The following is a 22,208-nucleotide window of genomic DNA, read 5'->3' on the forward strand; positions in this document are numbered from 1 at the left end:
CTGTTGGTGTCTGTAACGTTTTCAGTCAAGAAGGCACTTGTCGAACCGAAGAAGTTTATTCTTTTGGTGTCCCAACGACTCGTGGGATACCAAGTGATTGGTACTGTGAAAGCGTGGCTGGAAGCTGTCAAAAGTAGGGACCGTGATGAAGCACCCTCGAGTCGACGTGAACGCCTAGACTTCTTTCTTTATATCGGCGACTATGATCTCGCTTTAGGCGAATTTAAAAAATTGCCATTAATTAAACGTTGTATAAACTTTCCGAAAAAGAATCTTGCCAAGATTAAAAGGGATCAATTTTACCGTACGATTTATAAAGGGCGAGAAGCAACAGGCTTGGGAGGGGGGACCAATATTTTATATTATGTTAACAACTCCCTTCCGTATACACAATCGGGATACACTATTCGCACGGCGGCCTTGACGAAAACCGTTCGGGAAAAAGTTGATTCAATTAGTACGGCAACGCGGCTAGGTTACCCCTTGGTTATAGGAAAGATTCCCCAGCCGGCTAAGGAGCCGAGCGGACTAAATACCTTAATTCCACGCGTAATGCCGTTTCGTGAAGATCGTAGATACCGATTGGCAAAGAAGTTACTAATGCGCGTCTGTGTTGAGAGGGGGATCGACCTAATCCAGACTACTTCAGATTTCAAAAATGCCTCGTTAGTTTCTGATGTGGCTCATGATATGGGGATTCCGTGGATATACGAGATTCGAGGAGAGCCTCACAATACTTGGCTTTCTAAGTTCCCCGAAAAAATGGCGACTGAAGCAGAGAAGTCTTTCCATTATCGGCACTCTGAGCAAAAAGAAATCGAAGCTGCGGGGAAGGCGAGCGCGGTCATAGTGTTAAGTGAGCTGACTAAAAACAGGCTAGTGCGGGCTGGTATCTATGAAGGTAAGATAGTCACAATTCCGAATGCAATTGATTCTGGAATGCAGATCGATCGAACAAATGCGATAAATATACGAACCCAGATGAAGCTGCAGGGCAAAAAAGTCGTGGGGACGGTCAGTTCTCTAGTTCCATATGAGGGGTTAGATACACTAATCCGCGCCTTACCAAACTTGGATGAGCGAATTGAATTGGTTTTTGTAGGAGACGGAGAAGACCGCGCGAGGCTCGCTGCATTAGCAGCTTCATTAGACTTAGAGAACCGAGTTCATTTCGTGGGTAGACAGCCAAGCTCTGAGATTCAAAGCTGGTATTCTATCTTTGATGTTTTTGTGGTCCCGAGAATTGAATCACGAGTTACCCGATACGTTACCCCGATAAAGCCTTTAAATGCTTTGGCGGTCGGTGTCCCTCTAGTGTGTTCCGATTTGCCGGCTTTGAGGGCGGTCACCGGTGGATATGCTAAATTTGTCCCGCCGCAGTCTCCCACTGATCTAGCGGAAGCTATCACTGAAGTCATTGAGTCACCAGAGGAAATGTTGGCGGAAAAGGAATGGTTGGATTCTATGACTTGGGAGGCTAACGGCAGAAAACTAGCTAGACTATATCGAAGTTTACTAAATTGAACGTAGGTCGGAATCATGTCGAAAGTTATTGATGCTTGGAATAGTGCTGACTTTGAGGGCGTAAGTGAGCAAAAACTAACTCGGTTTAAGCGGAAGGATATTCGAGCGGCGATCAGAGAATCGCGATACGCGGTTAAGCTGCTGCAGCGTGCTGGGCAGGCACCGCGCCCTGTGGGGCTGGGGGAGGTAGGAGAAAATGAAAAAGTTAGGGCGGTTACAATTCTCCACTCCAGCTTGCCTAATCACACTGGTGGCTACACGGGACGCGCGCAGGGTCTACTCAAGGGGTTGATGCTTAATGGCATGATCGTCCGCGCGTATACTCGCCCGGGATTCTATGCTGAACGGGTTGATTCTAAAGCCAGCTTTCCGTATCCACTCGATGAGGTCGACGGGGTTGAGTATCGACATTTGCCTGCGGAGTCTCCCCGCAAGAATGGCGAGTATGAATACATGTACAAGGCTATCGATTGGTATCGGGAAGTCTTCTTGATTGAGCGCCCGAATCTGGTGCATGTCCGGTCCACCTATTTGATCGCTTTACCGGCTTTGATTGCAGCTCATGAATTGGGAATACCAGTTTTGTATGAGGTATCAGGTCTTTGGGAATTGGTTTTTGAGGGGCGCGGGGAAGTCGGGAGGGCACGGCGAATTGAGAGAATGGAAGACGCGACATGCCGATTTGCAGACCGGGTCGTTACAATGAATAGTTCAATGGCGAGTCTGCTTGATCGCCGTAGCGAACATGGCTTGGATATTGGATTGGTTCCAAATGCGGTCGATGTCTCTCGTTTTTCTCATCTGACGGCGCTAGAGGAGAAGGAGTTCTTTACCTATGACGTAGGCTACGTGGGCTCCTTGGTCGACTATGAGGGACTTGAGACTTTGATTCGTGCGATTGCTTTGGGCAAGCAAAAAGGGCGAGCGATTAGGGCGAAGATTGTTGGAAAAGGGGTCGAATTAGACAAGCTGAGGGATCTCGCTGAAACACTGAGCGTTGAGGACCTTGTAGAGTTGCCTGGGCCGGTAGCTGCTCACGAAGCTGTCGACATGTTCGAGGATGTTAACGTGATTGTCTTACCTCGGGTATCAACGCCAGCAACTGAGTATGTAACTCCTCTTAAACCGTTCGAAGCAATGGCCGCTGGGAGACCTCTACTTGTGTCTTCGGTTTCCGCATTGTCAGAAGTGTCGCGCGGTGGTGATGCGGCTCTCGTATTTGAGCAGGGGGATTCCGAAGACTTATTGGAGAAGCTCATTGATTTGTTGGATCATCGCGAAAAACAGCTTTCGCTTAGTCGATACGCCAAGGAAGTAGTCGCGACAGAGCATAATTGGGAGTACGTTGCGGCTGAAATGGCTGAGGAGTTTAAGAAGCTGGCCCTCCCATTTGGGCACTTGCCCTTTCTGACCTCCGCAGGAAAAGTACAGCGCCAAGGCTCCATAGTGTACCCATCCCATGTATAGGACAAATTCATGAAGAGAACTACTCGTCGTCAACAACTATTGGTATTGCTGCTTCTCCTTGCAATTGTTTGCGGAGTCTGTGGAGTCTGGCTGGATACGCTGGTTCCGATGTATCTAGAACTTGTGTTGGTTTTGCTGGGGTTATTCATTGTATTGCGGTCTGGGGAAAGAGGGCAGTATAAGAGTTTTAGAAAAACAGAGAAGTTGCAAAACCAGCTATCGGTTCGGCTAGACAACCTCGATGCGAGATTGGGGGACATAGGGGCCGAACTGTCGAAAACCGAGTGTTTGTCGACAGTAGATCCCAATGAGAACGTGAAAACCGATGAAGTGTTTCCCCTATTCGAGGACCTCATCGATGAAATGAATGAACAGGCCCAAGGGGATAGTCAGATGGCTTTGTCGCAACAAGTTTCTGTCAGGAAAATTATTAATTGGCTTCGTCCTACGTTGCTCCTAACGACAGATGCATGGCTAAGGCCATTGGAGGAGGAGACTAAGGTTAACACTGCACATTGGGAGAGGCCAGATCCTTCTTTTAGGCTTGCCGATGAGGTTAAACTGGCGGTGGTGGACTCTGAATCTTTTCTAGCAGGCCGTGGTTCGTTAATGGTGTCAAGTCATTTGGGGACATGTGCATTGGCGATAATCGAATCTTCGAACACCGAGAGAATTGAATCTATAGCAGGATTTGCTGAAATTGCGCCGGTAGGAATGATGCACGGTGTGCGTCTTTTTTATCCTTCTTCGGCACTGGAACCTGCAAAATATTCAAAACTCGTTAAGTATATTTAAGGACTTCAATGAACATCCTTGAGCTTGCCCAACTTGAAAAAGCATCGGAATCTGAGTTGTATGATGCTGACCGCGAGGAATTCCGTTTTATAGTGGCGGTTGGCGAGTGTCTAGTGCCGGTATTGGTGCAGCCGACTGCTAAGTATGAAGACACTCTTTTAGTGACATATAACGGGGCTATTCAGCGGACCAAAGCCCCGGACGGCATTGTCTTTCAGCGGTCGTCGTGGCTAGATGAGTTTGAATCGCCTGTCATCCAGATCGCCGATCCCACAATGGTTAAGCATAAACGGTTGCAAATTGGCTGGGGGCAGTACTCAAAGAATGATTGGTCCATTGCCTCGATGGTTAAAGTCATTGACGCAGTCCGAGCGCGTTTTGGGCTTGCAGGTCCTGCTAGGACTCTTCACTATGGGAGTTCTGCAGGCGGATTCCAGGCGATTTGTTGTGCTACTTTCGATCGCGGCAGCAAGGCCCTTGTAAATAACCCACAACTTGACTGGTCCTATTACAACGAACGTTTTGTAAATGCATTGCTACGGGATGTTTTTGAAGGTGGCAACATCGAAGACGTCAGGGTTTCTCAACCCTGGAGGGTTAGTGTAATCGAGTTGTTTGAGGTCGAAGGGTACATCCCGGAGACCGAGGTGATGCTGAACATCGCAAGCGCAGGCGATGTTGAACAGCAGTTAAAGCCCACCTTGGAAAAAATGACCAAGCTTGTAGCTTTAGGCAGAGTCCCTCTATTCAGCTTTGGTCTGTACCATGATGAAAACATGGGGCATAATCCACTTGCACGGCCGCACACCGTTAAGAAGATCAATTCGAAATTGAGTAGCATGCGTGCAGTCATTGAAGAGTAAGTTCTCCTTTGCTTCCTTACAATCTTTCTTCGCACATAGTGGGTTTGCCGTGGCGGATAGCCAATAAAGGAGCTCATCTAGCCTGTTCGGTTTCTACCCGGCGTAGCTATGTCAAAGACGACTTTGAAGAGGCCATGCTTTATGACTGCGTGCGCTCGGCGGTTGCGAAAGGAAGTCAGGTAGAATCACGGCTTTATAGTAAAAAGATATTCAATAGCTTTCCTAGCGTCAGATTTACTTTTTCGGGGCCAAACGTACGGGTGCCGAAATGCAACTTACCCCTGGTCTCAGCACTTAGGGCCTGTGGAGTGGTGTACGACAGGAATGGGCTCCGACCAAAGGGCTCAGACGGCGACCAGACTAGTGCTATATCTGTCGGTGCATGGCAGATGGTTAAACAATGCTCTAGTGCTCTCTCTCACCGCGAGCGTATTCTCGATGTTATAGTTCCCGTCTACAATAACGGCATATTTCTAATAACTAAATGCCTTCCTAGTCTTGCCGCGAACGCTATCTGGGAACAGATGAGAGTGATCGTTGTGGACGATGCCTCTGATGATCCGGTAACTCAAGAGATTCTGGATGAGGTTAAAGGGAGCGTCGGAAACGTTGATGTAGTTCGACTGGAGGGTCCGCCGAGCGGCTCTGCGTCGGGCCCAAGGAATGTCGGAATTGAACTTGCCAAATCGGACCTCGTCACGTTTCTTGACCCCGACAACGAAATATCAGTTGGGGGATATGACGAACTAGTTAAACAGTTTTATGGTTCGAGCGTTCCTGTGCAAATGGCTTCTGGGTATCAGTTGAAGGTTGGTGCGTCCATTGGCCTCAATGCTCGGAATGCATTGTTTCACGGGAGACTTGTTGATCGACCGAGTGCGCTTTTTACTGCAACCCAGCGCTTTCCAGTTGTATCAACACAAGCTGCGGTCATTTCTCGGGTTTTTCTTGAAGACAATAAGATTCGCTATGTTGAAGGCGCAGTCGGGCAGGACACGCTATTTGGCTGGGAGATACTGTTAAATGCAAATGCCATCCTATTCTGTCACCGGCCGTTTATCGTGTATTATTCGCAGCGAAGTGGTTCTATCACCAATGATGCTGGAGTTGACTATTTCCGGCGTGCATTGATACGGGAGAAAGCTCAGTTTGAGGTTCTGAGACAAGCAGGCATTTTGTCTATCTACAGAAAGAATCAACTTCCTCGTATGATGGATGAAATCTATAAACCAAAGTTAGACAATTTGGATGGGCCTGGCCGTGATGTCGCTGAAGGGTATGTTCAGGAAATATGTGGTTTGTATGCCCTCTAAATATGGGTACCGACCTGCTCCTTTCTAAGTGTCTTTCGGATCTGTCTGAATGTTAGAATCGAATCAATTTGTCATTTGACTCATTTGAAATGACGAATTTGTACAGTAAATAAGGAGACCCATGGCTGATCAGCAAGAGGCTGACGCGATCCGCTCCCTCCAGCAAGCAATGCCGAAGAATCGCCGAACTGTCCTGGTTGCAGACGAGGAACTGATTTCAACGAACAAACGAGCGTCTTTAGCGAAGTATTTGGCAAATACATGGCGTTACAGGCACTTTATCTTCGAGCATGCAAGATTCAAAGCAGCTGGAGACAATGATGACATGTTTCTGGGGAAGCTTTGGAATATTCTCGAACCTTTGCTTCGTATTGCTATGTATGGGGTGATGTTCGGTGTAGTTCTTCAGACGTCGCGGGGCATTGAAAATTTCATAGGCTTCTTGGTCATTGGCTTAATGTATTTTTCGATGATGTCACGTGGACTCGGCAGTGGATCTGGGCTCGTGCAGCGATCAAAGGCAATGATGCGAACCTTTCGGTTCCCGAGAGTCTCCCTGGTGGTTGGAGAAGCCATTAAGGGGTTTATTAGCAATATAATACCAGGGGCATTGGCTGTTCTTGCCGCCTTGGCTTTTCAGTGGGGCGATCCTCTCTCATGGTCGGTCGTCTTGATTGTTCCGATCTATTTTTTGATCCATCTGTTTTCATTCGGGCTATTGCTGATATCAGCTCGAGTAACTGCATTCGTTCCAGATGCTAAGAAGATTGTCTTCTTCGTAAATCGAGCTTGGTTCTACGTCTCAGGTGTATTCTTCTCAGTTGAGCGCTACGCCCGTGTTCCTGAAATGCAGGAAATTATGCAGGCTAATCCTGCCTACCGGTTTCTGGAAGCCGCTCGAAGCGTTGTTATGTATAACCAGATACCAAGTTTGTCGGAATGGCTAATCCTGGTGCTCTGGGCGACTGGTGCTTCTGCCGTTGGTTTTATCTTCTTTTGGAGGGCTGAGGACCGTTATGTACACGTTAGATAATCCCAGCGTGCTTGTTCGCGAGGCGTCCAGATTTTATCGAGCTGACAATAAACGCAGTGTATTTCGGAGACCAAAGCTTTCCGATGAACGTGAGGGTGACTATGTTCGGGCACTAAGCTGTGTGTCAATGTACGCCGAGAAGGGTGAATGCATTGGTATCTTGGGGAGAAACGGATCCGGAAAATCAACCCTGATGAGGCTGATCGCAGGAAATGAGGCGCCTGATGAAGGCCAGGTGCTTACTTCCGCAACTCCGACTTTGCTCAATGTTTCCGCAGCGCTGCAACCAAGACTTCCAGGCAGGACTAACATAAGATTAGGGCTATTGGCACAAGGGGTCTCTCCCGAAAAGATCGATGAACTTACAGAGGAGATAATTGACTTCGCGGAGATAGGAAAAGCGGTTGAACGTCCGATGAAAACCTATTCGTCGGGAATGGGGGCCCGGTTGAAGTTTGCGATTTCCACTGCAGTTCAACGTGATTTACTGCTGATTGACGAGGCTTTGGGGACAGGTGATGCCTCATTCACAGAGCGTGCACAAGAACGCATGACTGGTTTTCTAAGTAATGCAGGGACGATCTTCTTGGTATCTCATGCGATGGCATCAATTAAAAGCATGTGTTCTAGAGTGATTTGGCTTCATGATGGAGAGATAATCGCTGACGGTGACGTCGAACCCATCACCTTGTTATATAACAAGTGGACCGCTCGGGCAGCAAGGAAAAACTTTGAGTCTGCGGAAAGCTTGATTCTCGGAGTGAAATCAACCTACAAAAAGCCTTCGATACTACTGGATTCTCAAGTTAGTAAGTTATTAAATTAATCCCTTGGGGATTCTCGCGAATCCCCAAGGCGTTCCATTGGACCTTTAAGTCAGCCTGTTGATTTGGCTCAATGGTGTGTTGGAGTAGCCTGGCTTTTGGGGCAATAGCAAACTTGTAGTACAGGGGCTTATTCTGCTACGCGAAACTCTCGAGTCGATGAAATCTCCAGTGGCTGGGATGAGTCAAAATCAATGGGCGTCTCAGTCCACTCTGTTAATTTCAACAAACTGACGTTACTCCAGGCTAGACCGTTCTCGCGCATCGACCGAACCCCGATATCAACACTATCTCCGTATCGCAGACCGTCTACGGCTACGGTGCAGGGGTCATTACGCTTACCAATCGGCAGGCGGTAAACGTCATTGTCGTTAATCCGGATGAAAATAACAACATTGTTGGCATCTCGGCCAATGTTGTAGTGATTGTGGAAAGTTAACCTAAGTGAACCAGTCTGTGCTGAAAAACGTTTCCTAAAGAATCGTTCCCCGCCTTTGTGTAGATTCTCTGGTTTCAATTGGATAATGTCTGGAGGAGTTTGTTCATACCTTTCATAAGGCTCATCCTCCGTTGTCCGGCTGAAAACAGCTTCAACGTCAACAAAGTTGGTTTTGGCAATGGAGAAATCTTTGTCGTTGATTGGGAACTGCGTAAGTGTCGGGCATGCTTTCTGAATGAAAGATTTCGCGAAAACCGCGTTCTTGCGGTCGTAGAACGGTAGAGATTGTGCCGTTTCGAATAACTTCCGGATCGCAATCGGGTTGATCGGCAGAAAGGCTGAAGCCTGGCAATTGATCGCTTCCGACTGAAAACGGCCAGCTCGGAGTTCTTGATATAAAATATTGGCGACTGGGAATCCATGCTCCAATACGGTTTTCATGTTGTAGCGTTCCCAAAGCTCATAGGCGAGTTCAGTTGTGAGCTTCTCATCGTCTGATTTGCTCGAATACCCTCCGAGGGCAGAAACAATCCGCGTGAATGTCTCGAATGAGGTTGTAGGTTTCGCTGCAGGCGAATAGTAGTCTCTAAAGGCCTCAAGCGCAGTGCCGACGAAGCAAATGGAGGGGTGTGTGCCGAGGGTGTTCTCGTACAGGCCTTGGAAATTTAAAGCATGTTTTCCCACAGTATTGCGTTGTAGGGTCGCTTTATCTTCTGCAGAAAGAGGATAGGATTTAACATCTTCCATCGGCAGAATAACGTGTTCTTTCTTAAACGTTTCCGCTATTAATCTGGATACTCGGATATCAAGTTTGTACGAACGCTTAGTATTTCCATCTTCTTCTGAGGGAGGTTCAGTACTTCCATAAGTTACGAATGAGAAATCAATCCCTGAGGCTAATGCTGCAGAAGCACATACTCTGGTATCCATACCTGCAGTCAGAGCACAATATGCCTTGTAGTCGAGACTTCCCCAGTGCTGGACAGAGCGCTTGGCTAAAGCGATAGCTTGCTCAACCGCCGTGTTTATCGAGGAAAACTCGTCAATAGATGTATATGGGTGCGGATAGAATCGGTTGAGTTCTTTGGTCTCAAACTCAAAGCAAAAATTTGGCGGCAGTGCAGCAATTCGGGTGTCTTCAGTCTGATCCCACAGCTTGTGCTGTCCAAGTGAAACCAGTTCTTTGGTAATGCCCGTGCGGGCGTTGAGTTCCTCATTGATTAGAGGTAGATGTGAGCCAAATAGTAGGGCTTCTTCCCGCGCAATGTAAACAGGTTGGCTCGCTAGGGTGTCATTGTAGAGTTTGGTCTTTTCATCCTTGACGATAAGTGCCGCCCAGCGGCCGACTACATAATCGAGAAAAGAATGAAAAGCATGCCACCCTTTTGAAAGCTCTTGTCGGGCTCTCTCTATGAAAGGAAGCTCAATCGATGTGTCACCGACGAAGGCCGCATGACCAAACCAAAGCAGTTTTAAGTTATCGTCTTGAACAAGCTGTGTTGGTTCATCGGGCTGGATGTAAACTTCTATGCCGTCCCAAGCTTCAAACCGTCTGAAATTGCTTTGGATTAGCTCTTGGTTCTCGATCGGCTTGTTGCTTACTAGAAAGCCGAAAGGATAAGGCCTGATGGTCATGGGGTGTCTTCCTTCAGAGTTATGCTATGGCTACCTGCTACCAGATACCTTTGGTGTCGATTACCTTCTTAGCCTTTAGTTTCTCGGTTTCGAATTCCTTAAACTGAATGTGGTCAACCAACATCAAAACTACATCAGCCGAATCTACAGCCTTGTCCAATTCCTTTAGCTCGACGTTCTGGAATCCAGACAGCCTGTCAGGAAGTTGGGTGATGTTGGGCTCTACTACGCTAATCTGAATATCCTTAAATCGGTTTGCGAGTTCGCATGCGATATTTAGCGCAGGTGATTCGCGGAGGTCATCGATATCAGGTTTAAAAGCGAGGCCCAAAACTGCTAGCTTCTTGCCCTCCGGTTCTCCTAGTGCTTCAACGACTTTGTTGATAACCCAGTTGGGTTTGTCATCGTTGATATGTCTCGCGGTCTTAATAAGCTTGGAGTTCTCCGGATCGGTGGACACGATGAACCAAGGGTCTACTGCGATGCAGTGACCACCCACACCAGGGCCTGGTTGGAGAATATTCACTCGCGGGTGGTGGTTAGCGAGTTCGATAAGTTCCCAAACATCGATGCCAAGCCTATCGGCGATCAGAGAGAGCTCATTAGCGAATGCGATATTGACGTCGCGGAAAGAGTTCTCTGTCAATTTGGCCATTTCTGCTGTCACGTCATTGGTAGGCAGCAACTCGCCTTCACAGAAACTTGCATAGATCTCTGTGGCACGGCGGGTGGCTTCGCTCGTTTGACCACCGATAATACGGTCATTGGTTCGCAGCTCAGTCATTGCGTTGCCCGGAAGGATGCGCTCTGGACAATGCGCAAAGTAGATGGTTTTGTCATCGGCAGGAGCGTCATCGCTATCAACTTTTAGATCGGGCCTCAACTCGAGGATTCGCTTTGCCATCTTTTGAGTAGTCAGCGGGGGAGATGTGGATTCGAGCACAATTAGTTCGTTGCCTTCAAGCTGGGGCGCGATTGCTTCAGCAGCTGAGTAGATGAACTTCATATCAACATCATGTCCCTCGGTGAATGGGGTAGGGACAGCGATGATGTACGCGTCAGCTTTAGTTTGTTCAGTACTGGCGGTGAAACGACCGGACTCAACAGCCTTCTTAAGCTCGTCTTCCAGGCCGGGTTCAACGATCGTAACTTCGCCCCTGTTGATTTTGTCGACGTTAATTGCATTTACATCGACTCCAGTTACTTGAAGGCCTGAATTTGCCATTACTACTGCGGTGGGCAGGCCAATATAGCCAAGCCCTACGAATGCTACGTGCGGAGTTGAGCTCATTTCATCCTCTACTCGTTGTCGGTTTTGGTCGTGCTCTAGCATACTTCCCCCTGGCTTCCTTGCGGATGTAGGCATCCCCTTTTCGAGATGATCTTCGCTAGGTGCTGACTGATAGTGAGGTAAGAAGAGGGCGGTGGTGGCGGAGTCGAAGAGAAGGATTAGGCGGAGGGGGCGTCGGTAAGCCTAAGTGCTATCCATGATAGGCATCCGAGTGGCGTCGCCAAGGAGGGGTTGGCGTCGTGGCTGATGTAATCCAGGAGCTGCCAAGTTATGCACGGGAATCTCACGAGCACATTCTTTGAGGAACTCTAGTCTCGTTAGAATCTCGCTGGGGGCGACGGGGTCGGCAAGCTCCTGCACAACCGGTTAATGGTCTGGGATGAAGCCAGCCGTCGGACAACACGACCCTGCGGAAAACTATGAAGCCCTCATATGTCTTCGCCATGGCGCTCGGCGCGGCAATTGGCTGGGGTGCCTATATCTTGCCCTTCGACTGGATACAGAAGGCCGGCTTGGCCGGCACGGTCATCGGCTTTGTCGTTGGTGGCCTGATGATTGCAGCTATTGGTTTGATTTACGGCTTTACTATTCGTGCGCTGCCGCTGACCGGTGGCGGGGTGGCCTTCGCTATGGCGGCGCTCGGCCGGGCTCATGCGTTTATTGCTGGTTGGGCGCTGACACTGGGCTACTCGTGTGTCGTTGCGTTGAATGCGTCGGCAGTCACGCTCGTCTTCCGTGTCACGTTCCCTGAAATGGTCATGAGAGGTGCGCTTTCCGGCCAGTTCCAGTTCTTTGCCGTTGTGATCATGATTGTGGCGGTGGTGGTCATTGTGGCGTCGATGGTGATTTATTACGTCGCCAAGCGCCCGGAGCTTGCACCAGTTTTCCCTGTCGACGTTGCGCCGGCGGCAGCGGTTGCGACCATTATCGCTTTTGCCCCGTGGGCCTACGTGGGTTTTGATTCCATTCCGCAGTTGGCGGGCGAGTTCAATTTCTCGCCGAAGAAAGCGCTAGGCCTTCTGATGTGGGGAGTCATTGCGGCGACCTTGATTTACTTGGCGATGATGCTCGCAACCTCTATCGCTGTGGGAAACCATCACGATGTTTATGAAGGGGAGGCATGGCCGCCAGCGGCAGCTATCAGCGAGGTGATGGGGCCTGCCGGTTTGGTGCTCATGGTTGTAGCCGTCAGCGCCGGAGTTCTTACCGGGTTGAACGGATTCTTCACTGCGGCAAGCCGAGTCTTGTTTACTCTTGGCCGCGCCAACCTAGTCTCGAGTCGGCTGGGTGAGCTAAATGGTAAGCAGCGCACCCCACGTAATGCGGTTGTCTGGGTGTGTGCGGTGTGCCTGGTTACCCCGTGGTTTGGGCGCGCGGCGTTGACGTGGGTCGTCGATATGTCCAGTGCTGGTATCACGGTGGCGTATTTCTATACGTGTTTCTGCGCATGGAAGATTGCGCGTACCGGACAGGTTCCCGGGATGCCCAAGCCGATAGCACCGAGCAAGTTTTACGAGTACTTCGCGCTGGCCGGGTGCATTCTCTCCATCGGGTTCTTGGCGTTGCTCTTTGTTCCGGGCTCGCCTGGCATGCTGGGACGGCTCCGCTCATCGCGTTGGTGGTCTGGGTTGTGCTGGGGTTGGTGTCGTGGGCTATCAAGAGCCGGCAGCTGGAGGATGTGCCGCCGGAGGAGACGGCGGCGTTGATTCTGGAATAGCAGATCGATATCGCAGGTGAGCTTTTACGACAGTACAGGATTTGTCGCCTTGACTGGGCAGGGGAGACGTCGGCAAGCGCAGACGTCTTTCACACGCCAGCCCCGACGAGTTCGTGCAGTGCTGGGCATGGGGCGTCGGCAAGCTAGGCGGCTGAGGACTCGTGGGGTAGCTCCACTACGTGTCCCCTAAACGAGGGTAACCTCACACAGAGGCTGTTAAGGAATTGTCGTACGCTTCGCACTTAACTGTTAAGCGGCCCTTCCGGTTTTAGAGTGCGTTGATTTTGTCCTGTAGCTATCCGGGGTGGATTAGGCATCGCAGGACGAAGTGGTTGAGGTTATTAAATCGCGGTACCAACTACCCCAAATCGACAACTACGTCGGGGAAGAAAAGCTCCTCGCTCATTCCGTTGATGATGTGCGTGGTCGGCAAAATCGGATCGCTGTCGAGAAGTGACTCGACCAGCTGTTCAAAACCGAAATGCAGTGGAGGATCGGCGGCTCGGGGATGAACGGCACAATGAGTGTGGTAATGATGGCAGGAAATGGGGAGGTTGCGTCGTAGGTGCTCGAAAAAATAGTGGGCGCTACTCCAAGCAGTTGAAAGTAAGGCCAATGGATGTGGTAAGCAATGCGGCTACGTAGGCCTGCTGCTACTTGAGGTAGTCGACGTGTGGGCGGGTACGGCGTATTATCGATAGTATAATCGATTAGCCTTGGGGACGGTCTCTAGACACGGGAAGGGTGTCGTTGCTCTCGATAGAACTGAAAGAAGGCTAGCGCCCTTGATCCGACTGGTGTCGATTCGGTGTTTTCGAGGAGAAGAAATTCTTGAGTGTTCCAGTTTTGCAGCATGCATCCATCGCCGGAGCTTCAGCTAAAGAGAGTGTTCTGTCTGGAGATTTTTTGGGCGCTGTAGCGGGAGGCTTGATTGGCGGTCTAATTTCCATACTGGTTGTTGTTATTCAGCGGCGTGATGATAAGCGGACCCGGGATGACGAGCTATTCGGGAGAGCTTTCAAAGCCGTGATGGATTGGACGGAGATGCCTTTCCGTCGAATAAGATCTCGGCAAGACAGCGTAGAACAGCAACGGGAAATAAGGCTAAGATTTCACGTCCTGCAAGAAGAGATCCAATTCCACCGCGGCTGGATTGGCTTTCGGTCAAAGAAACTAGGCTCTCATTATGACCGATTTGTTAGTTCCATCAAACGGCTAGTGAGACCCTGCCTCCAGAAAATTGATTCTGATGAAGATTACAGCGAGGAATGCCTAAAAGAAGAAATGGCACGCATACAGGACCAGATAAACATAGAGGTGGGAAAGTTTAGACAGTCTGTTGGGCGAAGGCGTAGTTGGTATGGGGGTTTATGGGAGCGGTTTTGAAATTGAAAGGGATGTCATGAAAAGAGAAAGCATTGACCTTGCCTTTGAGGTTTTTATTTCAAAGATCAGTCTCACTAGAACGGACTGCGATCGAATCGAGTCTGCTTACCGAGGATTAACAAAGGTACTTGAGAGCAAACTCTCAGATGGTGGTTGCGAGTTTGAATACTATCGCCAGGGTTCTTTTGAGAATGGCACTGTTGTCTCGCCGCTGGACGGAGGAGAGTACGATGTAGACATCGTAGTCGAATATGAGGAGTGGCCTGATCGAGCTGAAGACGCGCTGGATTTTCTTGCCTCGACTGTGAAAGAAAACAGGACATATAGTTCCAAAGTGCGTTCCAAGAGATCGTGCGTGAGAGTTGAATATGCCAGCAACCAAACTGGAAATTTTCACGTTGATTTAGTGCCGGCTAGACCTTTTGGAACAGGGACAGAAATTGAAGTGCCTCGCGCAGGCGAAGGATGGCATGTTTCCGACCCAAGGGCTTTCAGTAAATGGTGCGAAGGGTTAGGGGAGCAATATCGGAATGTAGTAAAGATTTTCAAGCGGTGGCGCGATGAAAATGAGACGACCAAGGCGTCGATCAAGTCCATTCAACTGCAGGTACTAGTTGCAGAGGCGATGAGCGGGATCGAAGCCGGAGGCAGTCTTCCCAGCGTCGTAAGGGATACTTTTAAACACCTTAAGACCATAATTAGTAGGCGAGATACAGGGTTTTCCTTATGGAACCCTGTGCTCCCGCAGGAAGATCTTGCATCGTCATGGTCAGAATCTGGCAGAGAAAGCTTCGAACGCTCTCTTGATCGCGCATTGGAACTGATAAATGGGATGGAAAGGTCTCAAGACGAAGCGGAAGTTTTTGACTATTGGAATGAATTGTTGGGTCGGGACTTTCCTGATTTGGCAGAGTTTGAGGTAGAAGATAAGGCAAGTACTTCGCACCGCATGACACCGTTTTCGCGCGGTTGGGCAATTGATGCGAACTCGGAGCGCGCGTTAAAAATTGAAGTTGAAAAAGAGGTTTATGGCCGAAAAACTAGACCGCTAAAAGATCATGAACAACGGGCCCTTGAGCCTAATTCGAAGCTAAAGTTTTCTTTGAGCGCCCAAGGAATTCCGCTGGGATCTGAAGTCTGGTGGCAAATCACGAATACGGGAAGACACGCAGAGTCTGTTGGTCAGCTTAGGGGCACATATATATCAGCAAGAGCACGCAACCTTAACAGCTCCTCGGACAATCAGTTTGTGCACTGGGAAAGCACTGCCTACCACGGAACCCATACTGTTCAAGCATTCGTCGTGCAACACGGGGTTTTGTGGGGACGATCAAATGTGCTGGACATCAGAGTTGCAAACCCTGCTTTTTGGCGAAAAATGAGAAGAATGCGCGTTTCCTAGAGCTTTTGTGTGAAGCGCCGAGGCTTCACAGTGCTTGGTTTGCTCGTGAAATCTCGCGGTGCGAGCACCCGAGCTGGTGTTGAATCTGGCGGTAAGAACGCTGCCGTAAGAGCACGTCATCACCGCACGGAAATCCGTTATAACCGGACTCCTTCCAGTACGTACTGCACCCGATTGGTGCGGCTACCGAGAGTACCAGCCTTAAATGCCCTGGGCTGCTACCGGATACTAACTGATGCGCTACCGGATAGTCACGACACTGCTACCAAGAGCCGGTCGCAACACGTGCTCGCCAAGGTTCCTCGGCATGCCGCCTAGGATGGTGTAACCAGGTCAAAAGAAAAGCCGGATCTGCTTCAAAAGGCGTTCATAATCATCTTCGAGTACTTTCACGTGGCCATGTGTGATCAGGGAAGTCCAGGTCAGTTTCGATTTCGCTTTGTCCTGTGTGTTCGTCGTCGGATGGGCGCTGCGCGCCACCCGTTGAGTCGATAGCTTCCTCAATGCTGACTTGTTCAGCGAAGGCAACCGAAGGAAGAGCGATGAGCCCCTGGTCGTAGGCCCTATAGGCATCGGCAACGAGCCTCTCGGAGGAACGGGGCAACTCTGAAATCTTGGCGGCGTAATCGTAGTTGGTTTTCCAACCGAATTGAGAGGCGAGCAGCTTAGTGGAGTAGCTCTTGAGTTCTTCTTTTGTCTCCTCCGAAATGAGTCCGGCTTCGCAGAGTTGGATTGTTGCCACAGTGGGGGAGACTTGAAAGCGCTGAACGACGTATGACAGGAGCTCTTCCAAGCTCGAAGTCTGGGGAGGAGCGTGGAGTGCTTCCACAGGGCACAGCACGCATCGAGCGAAAGTGTTCGTGCGTTTCGGAAGGATGAGTTTTATCGCAGAGCAGGGCGGCCCCGTCTTCAGTGATGTCACCGGCGAAGATGTGGCCAATTTCGTGTGCCACGGTGAGCCGTTGGCGATAGGGATTACTACTCGTTCCAATCCCTACGGCCACTTAAAGTGGAACTAGAAAGGCTGACAGAGCTTCATAAATCGGTCCGAAAAAGGCGTCAGTAGGAAGGGACAACCACGGCGATCGGTGTTACTCAGTTCTGAATTTCCCCTGGACGCTTCATCTAGATTTTGACAGGTGCGACGGACATCCGCAGCGAGGACTGGGTCAAAACTCGAGATTTGCGGCAGGTGCTTGCCCTCTAGTGCGTAGACCATGTGGAGGCGGAGGTAGATTTGTAGCTTTAGGATTTGTCCACCTGGTCGCCTCCGACTTCAGCGTTGCCCATGAAATACCGTGAATGCGACTTTTTCAAGGACTCTAGGGAGGGTGCCGAGATGTGGGCAATCTCAATATCAGGATCGTCGATCGCTGCTTCGCGGCGGAGGCGTTCCTTAAGTGCTTCAGTCGAATCCGAGAATTGTTCTATGAGGGACTCTCCGGATTTACGCTTGTAAATGATTACAAATTCAGCCACTTTGCTGCTCCGATTCATCTGGCTGTCCAACAAGGATTTCAGTTGTACGCGGCCCCTTAATCTAGTAGAAAGCGGTCACGCACGGGGCACCTTTAAATACTATTGCGAGTGAATCCCTGCTTGGCTATGGTCGAGCTCCTCTTCCTGAAAGCCGCGGCGAGGGCGGGGACGTTGGCATCGAGAAAGTCGTGCACGGTGGCAGAGAGCTTCTGTTTGTTATCGGTATCGCGAGTGACTCGGCCTACTTGCTGAATGACAACGCCGCGGAAGCTTACTGGGGCGGCCAGCACAAGCGTATCCAGCGCGGGAAGATCAATGCCTTCGCCGGCCACCTGGGACATGGCTAGAAGGACGAAATGCGGTGTTACGGCAAGCTGCTCACGGACGGCTTGCCTCTCGCTGGCCCTTTGCCCGCCGTGCAGTTGAAGGACGGGGAAGGGGGCGTCGGTAAGCAGGGCGTTGAGGGCTGTGAGGTGTTCGCGTCGTTTCACCAGGACGAGGATTGTGTGCTTGTCCTGCGCTGCTTGAGTGATGACATCGGCGATGAGACGGTTGCGGTCCTCATCCGCCGCCAGAGCGGTGTCGAGGTCGGGCCAGAACAGGTAAGGGGAGTCGTACGTGAACTCGGTGTTGTGGACTACGTAATCGCGGCGTCCGGGGCGCTCGAGCTCGACAGTATGGCGGATAGGGCCGCAAACGAGGGGAAGCAGCTTATCGAGGCCGTCGGAGCGGTAAGGCGTCGCGGTCATTCCGAGCATAAAGCGAACGTTGAGGTGTGCGAGGACGTTGGTTAAACCCGCAGCGCCGACTCGGTGGCATTCGTCAACGATGATGTGGCCGTAGCCGGAGAGAAAGTCAGTCTTGGAATCATTGCGGCTGATGGACTGAGCTGTGACAATGTCTATCTCTCCGCTGAGCTTCTTCTTGGTGCCCGAGTATTGCCCAACCTGAACTTCCGGGAGGAACCGTTTGAGGGCTTGGCGCCATTGGGTAGCTAGCTCCCTGGATGGAACTATGACTGCGGTAGGGACTGAACGCTGGGCAATGATTGCACACGCCATGACGGTCTTTCCGGTACCGGGAGGGGCAATGAACATTCCAGACTTGTGCATGAGTATCTGTTTGACGGCGGAGTGCTGGTAGGGGCGTAGTTCGCCGGCAAATGATGCATCGATGCGCCGGGGCTTGGGCGTATGGCCACGACGTGTGACGGTATATCCTGCTGTCTTCAGGATGTCGAGGACGTCATCGAGCGTGCCACGGTCGAGTGTAAGGACCTGGTCTTTCTCATCAAAGCGCACGATGATCCGTGGAGTGCCGAAAGTGGAGAAACGCTGGGCCTGCTTTATATAGAACTGCGGGTTAGCAATAGCACCTAGGTGCCGCAGGGCCGTACGAGTGGTGGCGTCGACGCCCGATAAATCGACGTGGACGTGCGAATCGTGGGTGACGTGGACTTTCCCAGAAGCCTTGAGCTTCTTTAGTTCTGCGCGGGTTGGGGCCTGGGGAAGGGATGTTTCGGGATCGGGCTGAAGCGCAGCGTATATTCTCTTGAGCTCGGAAAGCGTTGACTTCTTCGTTCTTGCCAAAGCTTCGAATTGGTCTGGCAATGGATGAAAATTACTGTCGACGAATACTGTTGTGCCTTCGGAGCGATGGTGGCCTGCTAATGGAAGGGCAATCAGATTTCCGAAGCCACGGCCTTTCGCCGGCAGTGTGTCTTGGGAAGGAAAGAACCGGTCGAAACTGGAGAAGTAGGAATCCGGGCTAGCCTTGGCAAGAAGCCCGATGCCTACAGAACGAGCGAGGCCGGCGGGAATAGGTTCGTCGAAGAATACCCAGACATGAGCTCCGTTCCCAGAACGCGATACTTCAATGAGCGGATCGAGGCCCTGGTTCTTGCATTCTTCCGCGTAGGCGCGGGCGGCTTGCTTGAAGTCGTCATCATCAAAATCGCAGACCAACAGCCGGCAACTGTCATCTGTACACAGCGGATAAAGCCCAACGTGGAAGCGGTTGTCACGGCGCAGATGTCCTTCGATCACCTTCGGTGTCAGGGGGTTTAGATTGGGATTTCTTCGGTCATAGTAGCCATTGCTAGCTGGGTACCAAGCCTTCTTTCCCGCAGTATTTTTGGCCACTGCGTAGACATCTGTCCTCCCCGTGAAGTAATCCATGAAGAGCGCAATCTTCTCTTCCGGTGAGCGGTTTTCAGAGTAAACGTTCGCCGGCGGCGGTGTGTCTGCAGTACTAGGGCGCGAAGGAGCATGACCGAGGGCCTGCAGTAATTGGGCTACCTGGGACTCCAATTCACTAACGCGAGTTTCAAGTGCTTGGAGGCGTTTCTGTTCAGTCATGGTGGGTGTTCCTTGTGCGTCGGAACTAGTTTATCGGACGGTGAGCGGCTAAGAGCCTTGTAGGCATGGCGATGTATTGCTTAGAATAATCGCACGACGAGCCGGCTACCGGAACGTTGTCGCCTGGAGCCGCGTAGGCTCCAGAGCTTTTTGGAGGGCCTCCTAGGCGCAGAGATGGAGTGCGTGCTTTAACAGTCAAGCCTTGATTCTGATAGGTGTGCGGGACAGGCGCAGCAAGTGGAGAGCGTTGAGGTGGCCTCTAGACATTCGCACACAATTCGGTTGTCCTTAAGAAGAGTCTCACTGCTAGGTGAAAGACGCTTCAGGTGTACGTGTCCTCCTGGGAAAGGAGGGGTGATGACTTCCTCTACGCAAATTCTCCGACGAGTGCTAATCTCTGAAATAAGCAGGTGCTGACTACTGAAGGGCGAAGGAGGGATTAAATTGACAAAGTCGACCGTTTCAAGACCTGACCACATTAATACTTCTGTAACTCAGGTCCAAGATATGGATGAGGAAGACCGTCGCCGCTACGTTGAGTACTTAGGGCGGGAGATTGCCAATTGGTCCGCGGAACTTAACCGCCGTCTAGCTTGACCATTTATCCCAACGAAGAGGAAGTCCTAATCGTCGGGGAATTGGCTTGTGGGTCCCCTCTGCAAATCCGTGATTCCAATCAGTTTAAAGCAAATGTAAACCGACCGGCGACTACTGTTCTCGGGAGAGACGCGTTTCCAACCGCTTGGGATAAAGCTGCAGCACTTCTGCATTCTTTCTGCACCACGCAAAGTCTTTTCGATGGTAACAAGCGGACTGGCTGGGCGGCTTGCTGGTTGTTTCTCAGGCTGAACCTGGCGGTAGGTCCCCTGCTTGGAAAAGTTGACGCAGATGCTTCTGAGCATCTTGTGGAAAGAATAGTTGGTGAAAAAGTTGGCGTGCCTGAAATCGCAGATGCTTTGCGGTCTTTGGTGGCGCCTTTTCTAGGGAACGCCGGTAATCTACCGTCAGGGTTTAGCGTAACTAAAATAACGGATGAAGGGGAAGACTATTTCGTAGGCGTTGGAAAGACTCCTGACGGAACGCGCTTTATCTACTTGTATCTCGCGGGGAGCCAGAGTACTCCTATTGAAATGGTGCTTACTTCCGATCAAGCACGCGAAGCAGCTGAAGAATTACTCCAGTATGCCGATAACCCTCTAGAGAAAAAGAGAATAAAGTTTAAAGCTCGAGCAATTCAAGCGCACTTAGACATGCATGACTGGTCTAGGTATATCTAGGTAGTTTGGACTGCTAGGTCAAGAGCTAGGTCTGTGATGTCTAGCGACTTTTTGGACACGGAGTCCAGGATGTTTTTGGACGGGATGTCTAGTGGCTTTTTGGACGTTTGCGGCGGTGGAATAGCCGGATGGCTATTCCATTGCATAAGCGTAGAAAGGTCGCAGATTTCGATCCCGTTCGTGACGGCAAGACGGTCACACAGTTTTGCAAAGAATTAGGAATCTCGCGGCAGACGTACCACAACATCAAAAGCCGGATAGCGCAGAAGGGTCGCGCAGGTATTGTGCCTGATTCGACTGCCCCGAAGAATCCGATTAAGAAATTTGACGAGGCCGATAAAATCGCAGTCGTCCACGCCAGGCAGGAGTTGATGGAGCAAGGCTTGGATTATGGGCCTTGGTCGATCTACTACTTCTTGTTTGACACTTCAGGCCCAGATTCCACGCCGTCGCGTTCTACAATCGCCTCGTGGCTTCATGAGCTGGGATTTGTTGATGCCAATGCCCGCAAACGGCCACGCAGCTCCTATAAGCGCTTCGCCCGTGATCTCGTCGGTGAACTCTGGCAAATCGATGGACTGGTCTACCGCCTCTTTGACCATGCCCACACACATGTCACGATTTACCAGATTATCGATGATGCCAGCAGATTCGATGTCGGAACCACAGCGTTCGCTCTGCCAGAAAACGGTACTGATGCGCGCGCCGTACTGGCCGCAGCGTTCGCCGACTACGGCAAACCTCAAGAAATCCTTTCCGACAATGGCGATGCGTTCGCCACCTATCACCGTGGTTTTCTCTCTGCTACTGAAACTTGGCTCGCTAGCCAAGGTGTACTTGCTATTGCTGGTTTCGCCCCGACAACCCAGGGAAAAGACGAACGCTCTCACCGCACGTTGACCCAGTTCCTCGATGCACGCCACCCAGTCAGCCTTGCTGAGGTCAACACATATCTGGCTGAATATCGCCAGGTCTACAACGAACGACGACGGCACCAATCACTGCTGGTCGGCAAAATGCACATCACACCACGCCAGGCCTTCGATACCTTCCCCAAGGCACCATCGCCTCAGCATCCACTCGATCCTGAGCAGGTCTGGGCCCGCGTAGTCGCTTATAACCAAGCGCACAATCCACAAGCTGTATCCGAAATGCTAAACGGCCCCGCGGAAGCGGCAACTTCACACGAGGCCTGCATCGATGACATGGCAGCTTTGCAAGGCATACCTCCCACCGATACCCCCACACTAACGGCGCCGACGACAAATTCAACAAACCATCGGGGTATCCCAGACCAGCTCTGCGTAAGCAAAGACGGCGTTGTACGCGTGTGCGGCTTCGGTCTCTACATTGGTCTGAGGTTTAAAAACCGCAGACGGGCCTGACCCCCGGAAAGTAGACACGTC

At 50.8% G+C, this 22,208-nt stretch carries 16 protein-coding genes; 11 read left to right on the forward strand and 5 right to left on the reverse strand.

Annotated elements, in window-relative coordinates; genetic code table 11:
- Positions 1-6: 6 nt before the first annotated feature.
- From HMPREF2743_RS00065 to HMPREF2743_RS00095, 7 genes are all read left to right on the forward strand, one after another.
- Complete coding sequence (locus HMPREF2743_RS00065) at positions 7-1,524, forward strand: glycosyltransferase family 4 protein (protein ID WP_246824418.1); 1,518 nt, start codon at positions 7-9, stop codon at positions 1,522-1,524.
- 15 nt (positions 1,525-1,539) lie between these two features.
- On the forward strand, positions 1,540-2,991 hold the full coding sequence (locus HMPREF2743_RS00070; protein WP_070817936.1) for a glycosyltransferase: 1,452 nt from the start codon (positions 1,540-1,542) through the stop codon (positions 2,989-2,991).
- Between the two features lie 9 nt (positions 2,992-3,000).
- On the forward strand, positions 3,001-3,786 hold the full coding sequence (locus tag HMPREF2743_RS00075; protein ID WP_141761371.1) for a hypothetical protein: 786 nt from the start codon (positions 3,001-3,003) through the stop codon (positions 3,784-3,786).
- An 8-nt stretch (positions 3,787-3,794) separates the two neighbouring features.
- Positions 3,795-4,649 (forward strand): hypothetical protein, encoded by an 855-nt coding sequence (locus HMPREF2743_RS00080; protein ID WP_070817938.1) that lies wholly within the window; start codon positions 3,795-3,797, stop codon positions 4,647-4,649.
- Positions 4,650-5,038: 389 nt separating this feature from the next.
- Complete coding sequence (locus tag HMPREF2743_RS00085) at positions 5,039-5,962, forward strand: glycosyltransferase (RefSeq protein WP_246824422.1); 924 nt, start codon at positions 5,039-5,041, stop codon at positions 5,960-5,962.
- A gap of 121 nt (positions 5,963-6,083) precedes the next feature.
- Complete coding sequence (locus HMPREF2743_RS00090; RefSeq protein WP_070817940.1) at positions 6,084-6,995, forward strand: ABC transporter permease; 912 nt, start codon at positions 6,084-6,086, stop codon at positions 6,993-6,995.
- A 127-nt stretch (positions 6,996-7,122) separates the two neighbouring features.
- Positions 7,123-7,821, forward strand: coding sequence for an ABC transporter ATP-binding protein (locus HMPREF2743_RS00095; protein WP_080550390.1), 699 nt, complete (start codon positions 7,123-7,125; stop codon positions 7,819-7,821).
- Between the two features lie 128 nt (positions 7,822-7,949).
- Here the strand turns inward: HMPREF2743_RS00095 and HMPREF2743_RS00100 are convergent, their stop codons facing one another.
- Positions 7,950-9,893, reverse strand: a complete 1,944-nt coding sequence (locus HMPREF2743_RS00100) for a hypothetical protein (protein WP_070817941.1) — start codon at positions 9,891-9,893, stop codon at positions 7,950-7,952.
- 37 nt (positions 9,894-9,930) lie between these two features.
- Entirely contained in the window at positions 9,931-11,184 is a 1,254-nt protein-coding gene (wecC, locus tag HMPREF2743_RS00105) for a UDP-N-acetyl-D-mannosamine dehydrogenase (RefSeq protein ID WP_070817948.1), read from the reverse strand.
- A gap of 419 nt (positions 11,185-11,603) precedes the next feature.
- Between wecC and HMPREF2743_RS00110 the strand changes: the two genes are divergently transcribed.
- Positions 11,604-12,890 (forward strand): APC family permease, encoded by a 1,287-nt coding sequence (locus HMPREF2743_RS00110; RefSeq protein WP_246824419.1) that lies wholly within the window; start codon positions 11,604-11,606, stop codon positions 12,888-12,890.
- Between the two features lie 1,371 nt (positions 12,891-14,261).
- Entirely contained in the window at positions 14,262-15,689 is a 1,428-nt protein-coding gene (locus tag HMPREF2743_RS12540; protein ID WP_141761372.1) for a nucleotidyltransferase, read from the forward strand.
- A gap of 373 nt (positions 15,690-16,062) precedes the next feature.
- On the opposite strand, the gene HMPREF2743_RS00120 is transcribed toward HMPREF2743_RS12540, so the two are convergent.
- The 3 genes from HMPREF2743_RS00120 to HMPREF2743_RS00130 all read right to left on the reverse strand — a co-directional run bounded on the left by HMPREF2743_RS00120 (position 16,063) and on the right by HMPREF2743_RS00130 (position 19,525).
- Positions 16,063-16,431 carry a hypothetical protein gene (locus HMPREF2743_RS00120; protein WP_141761373.1) on the reverse strand — a complete coding sequence of 123 codons (369 nt, stop codon included), beginning with the start codon at positions 16,429-16,431 and terminating at the stop codon, positions 16,063-16,065.
- 503 nt (positions 16,432-16,934) lie between these two features.
- The gene (locus HMPREF2743_RS00125) at positions 16,935-17,168 is read right to left on the reverse strand and encodes a hypothetical protein (protein ID WP_083321584.1); all 234 of its coding nucleotides are present in this window, start codon (positions 17,166-17,168) and stop codon (positions 16,935-16,937) included.
- A gap of 92 nt (positions 17,169-17,260) precedes the next feature.
- Complete coding sequence (locus HMPREF2743_RS00130; protein WP_070817945.1) at positions 17,261-19,525, reverse strand: DEAD/DEAH box helicase; 2,265 nt, start codon at positions 19,523-19,525, stop codon at positions 17,261-17,263.
- A 593-nt stretch (positions 19,526-20,118) separates the two neighbouring features.
- On the opposite strand from HMPREF2743_RS00130, the gene HMPREF2743_RS12550 reads away from it, so the two are divergent.
- Both HMPREF2743_RS12550 and HMPREF2743_RS00140 read left to right on the forward strand, forming a co-directional pair.
- Positions 20,119-20,802: a type II toxin-antitoxin system death-on-curing family toxin gene (locus HMPREF2743_RS12550; protein WP_118854849.1), complete on the forward strand. Its 684-nt coding sequence runs from the start codon at positions 20,119-20,121 to the stop codon at positions 20,800-20,802.
- 128 nt (positions 20,803-20,930) lie between these two features.
- Positions 20,931-22,187, forward strand: a complete 1,257-nt coding sequence (locus HMPREF2743_RS00140; RefSeq protein ID WP_246824420.1) for an integrase core domain-containing protein — start codon at positions 20,931-20,933, stop codon at positions 22,185-22,187.
- Positions 22,188-22,208 lie beyond the last annotated feature (21 nt).

The organism is Corynebacterium sp. HMSC036D02 (assembly GCF_001836165.1).
GTDB lineage: Bacteria > Actinomycetota > Actinomycetes > Mycobacteriales > Mycobacteriaceae > Corynebacterium.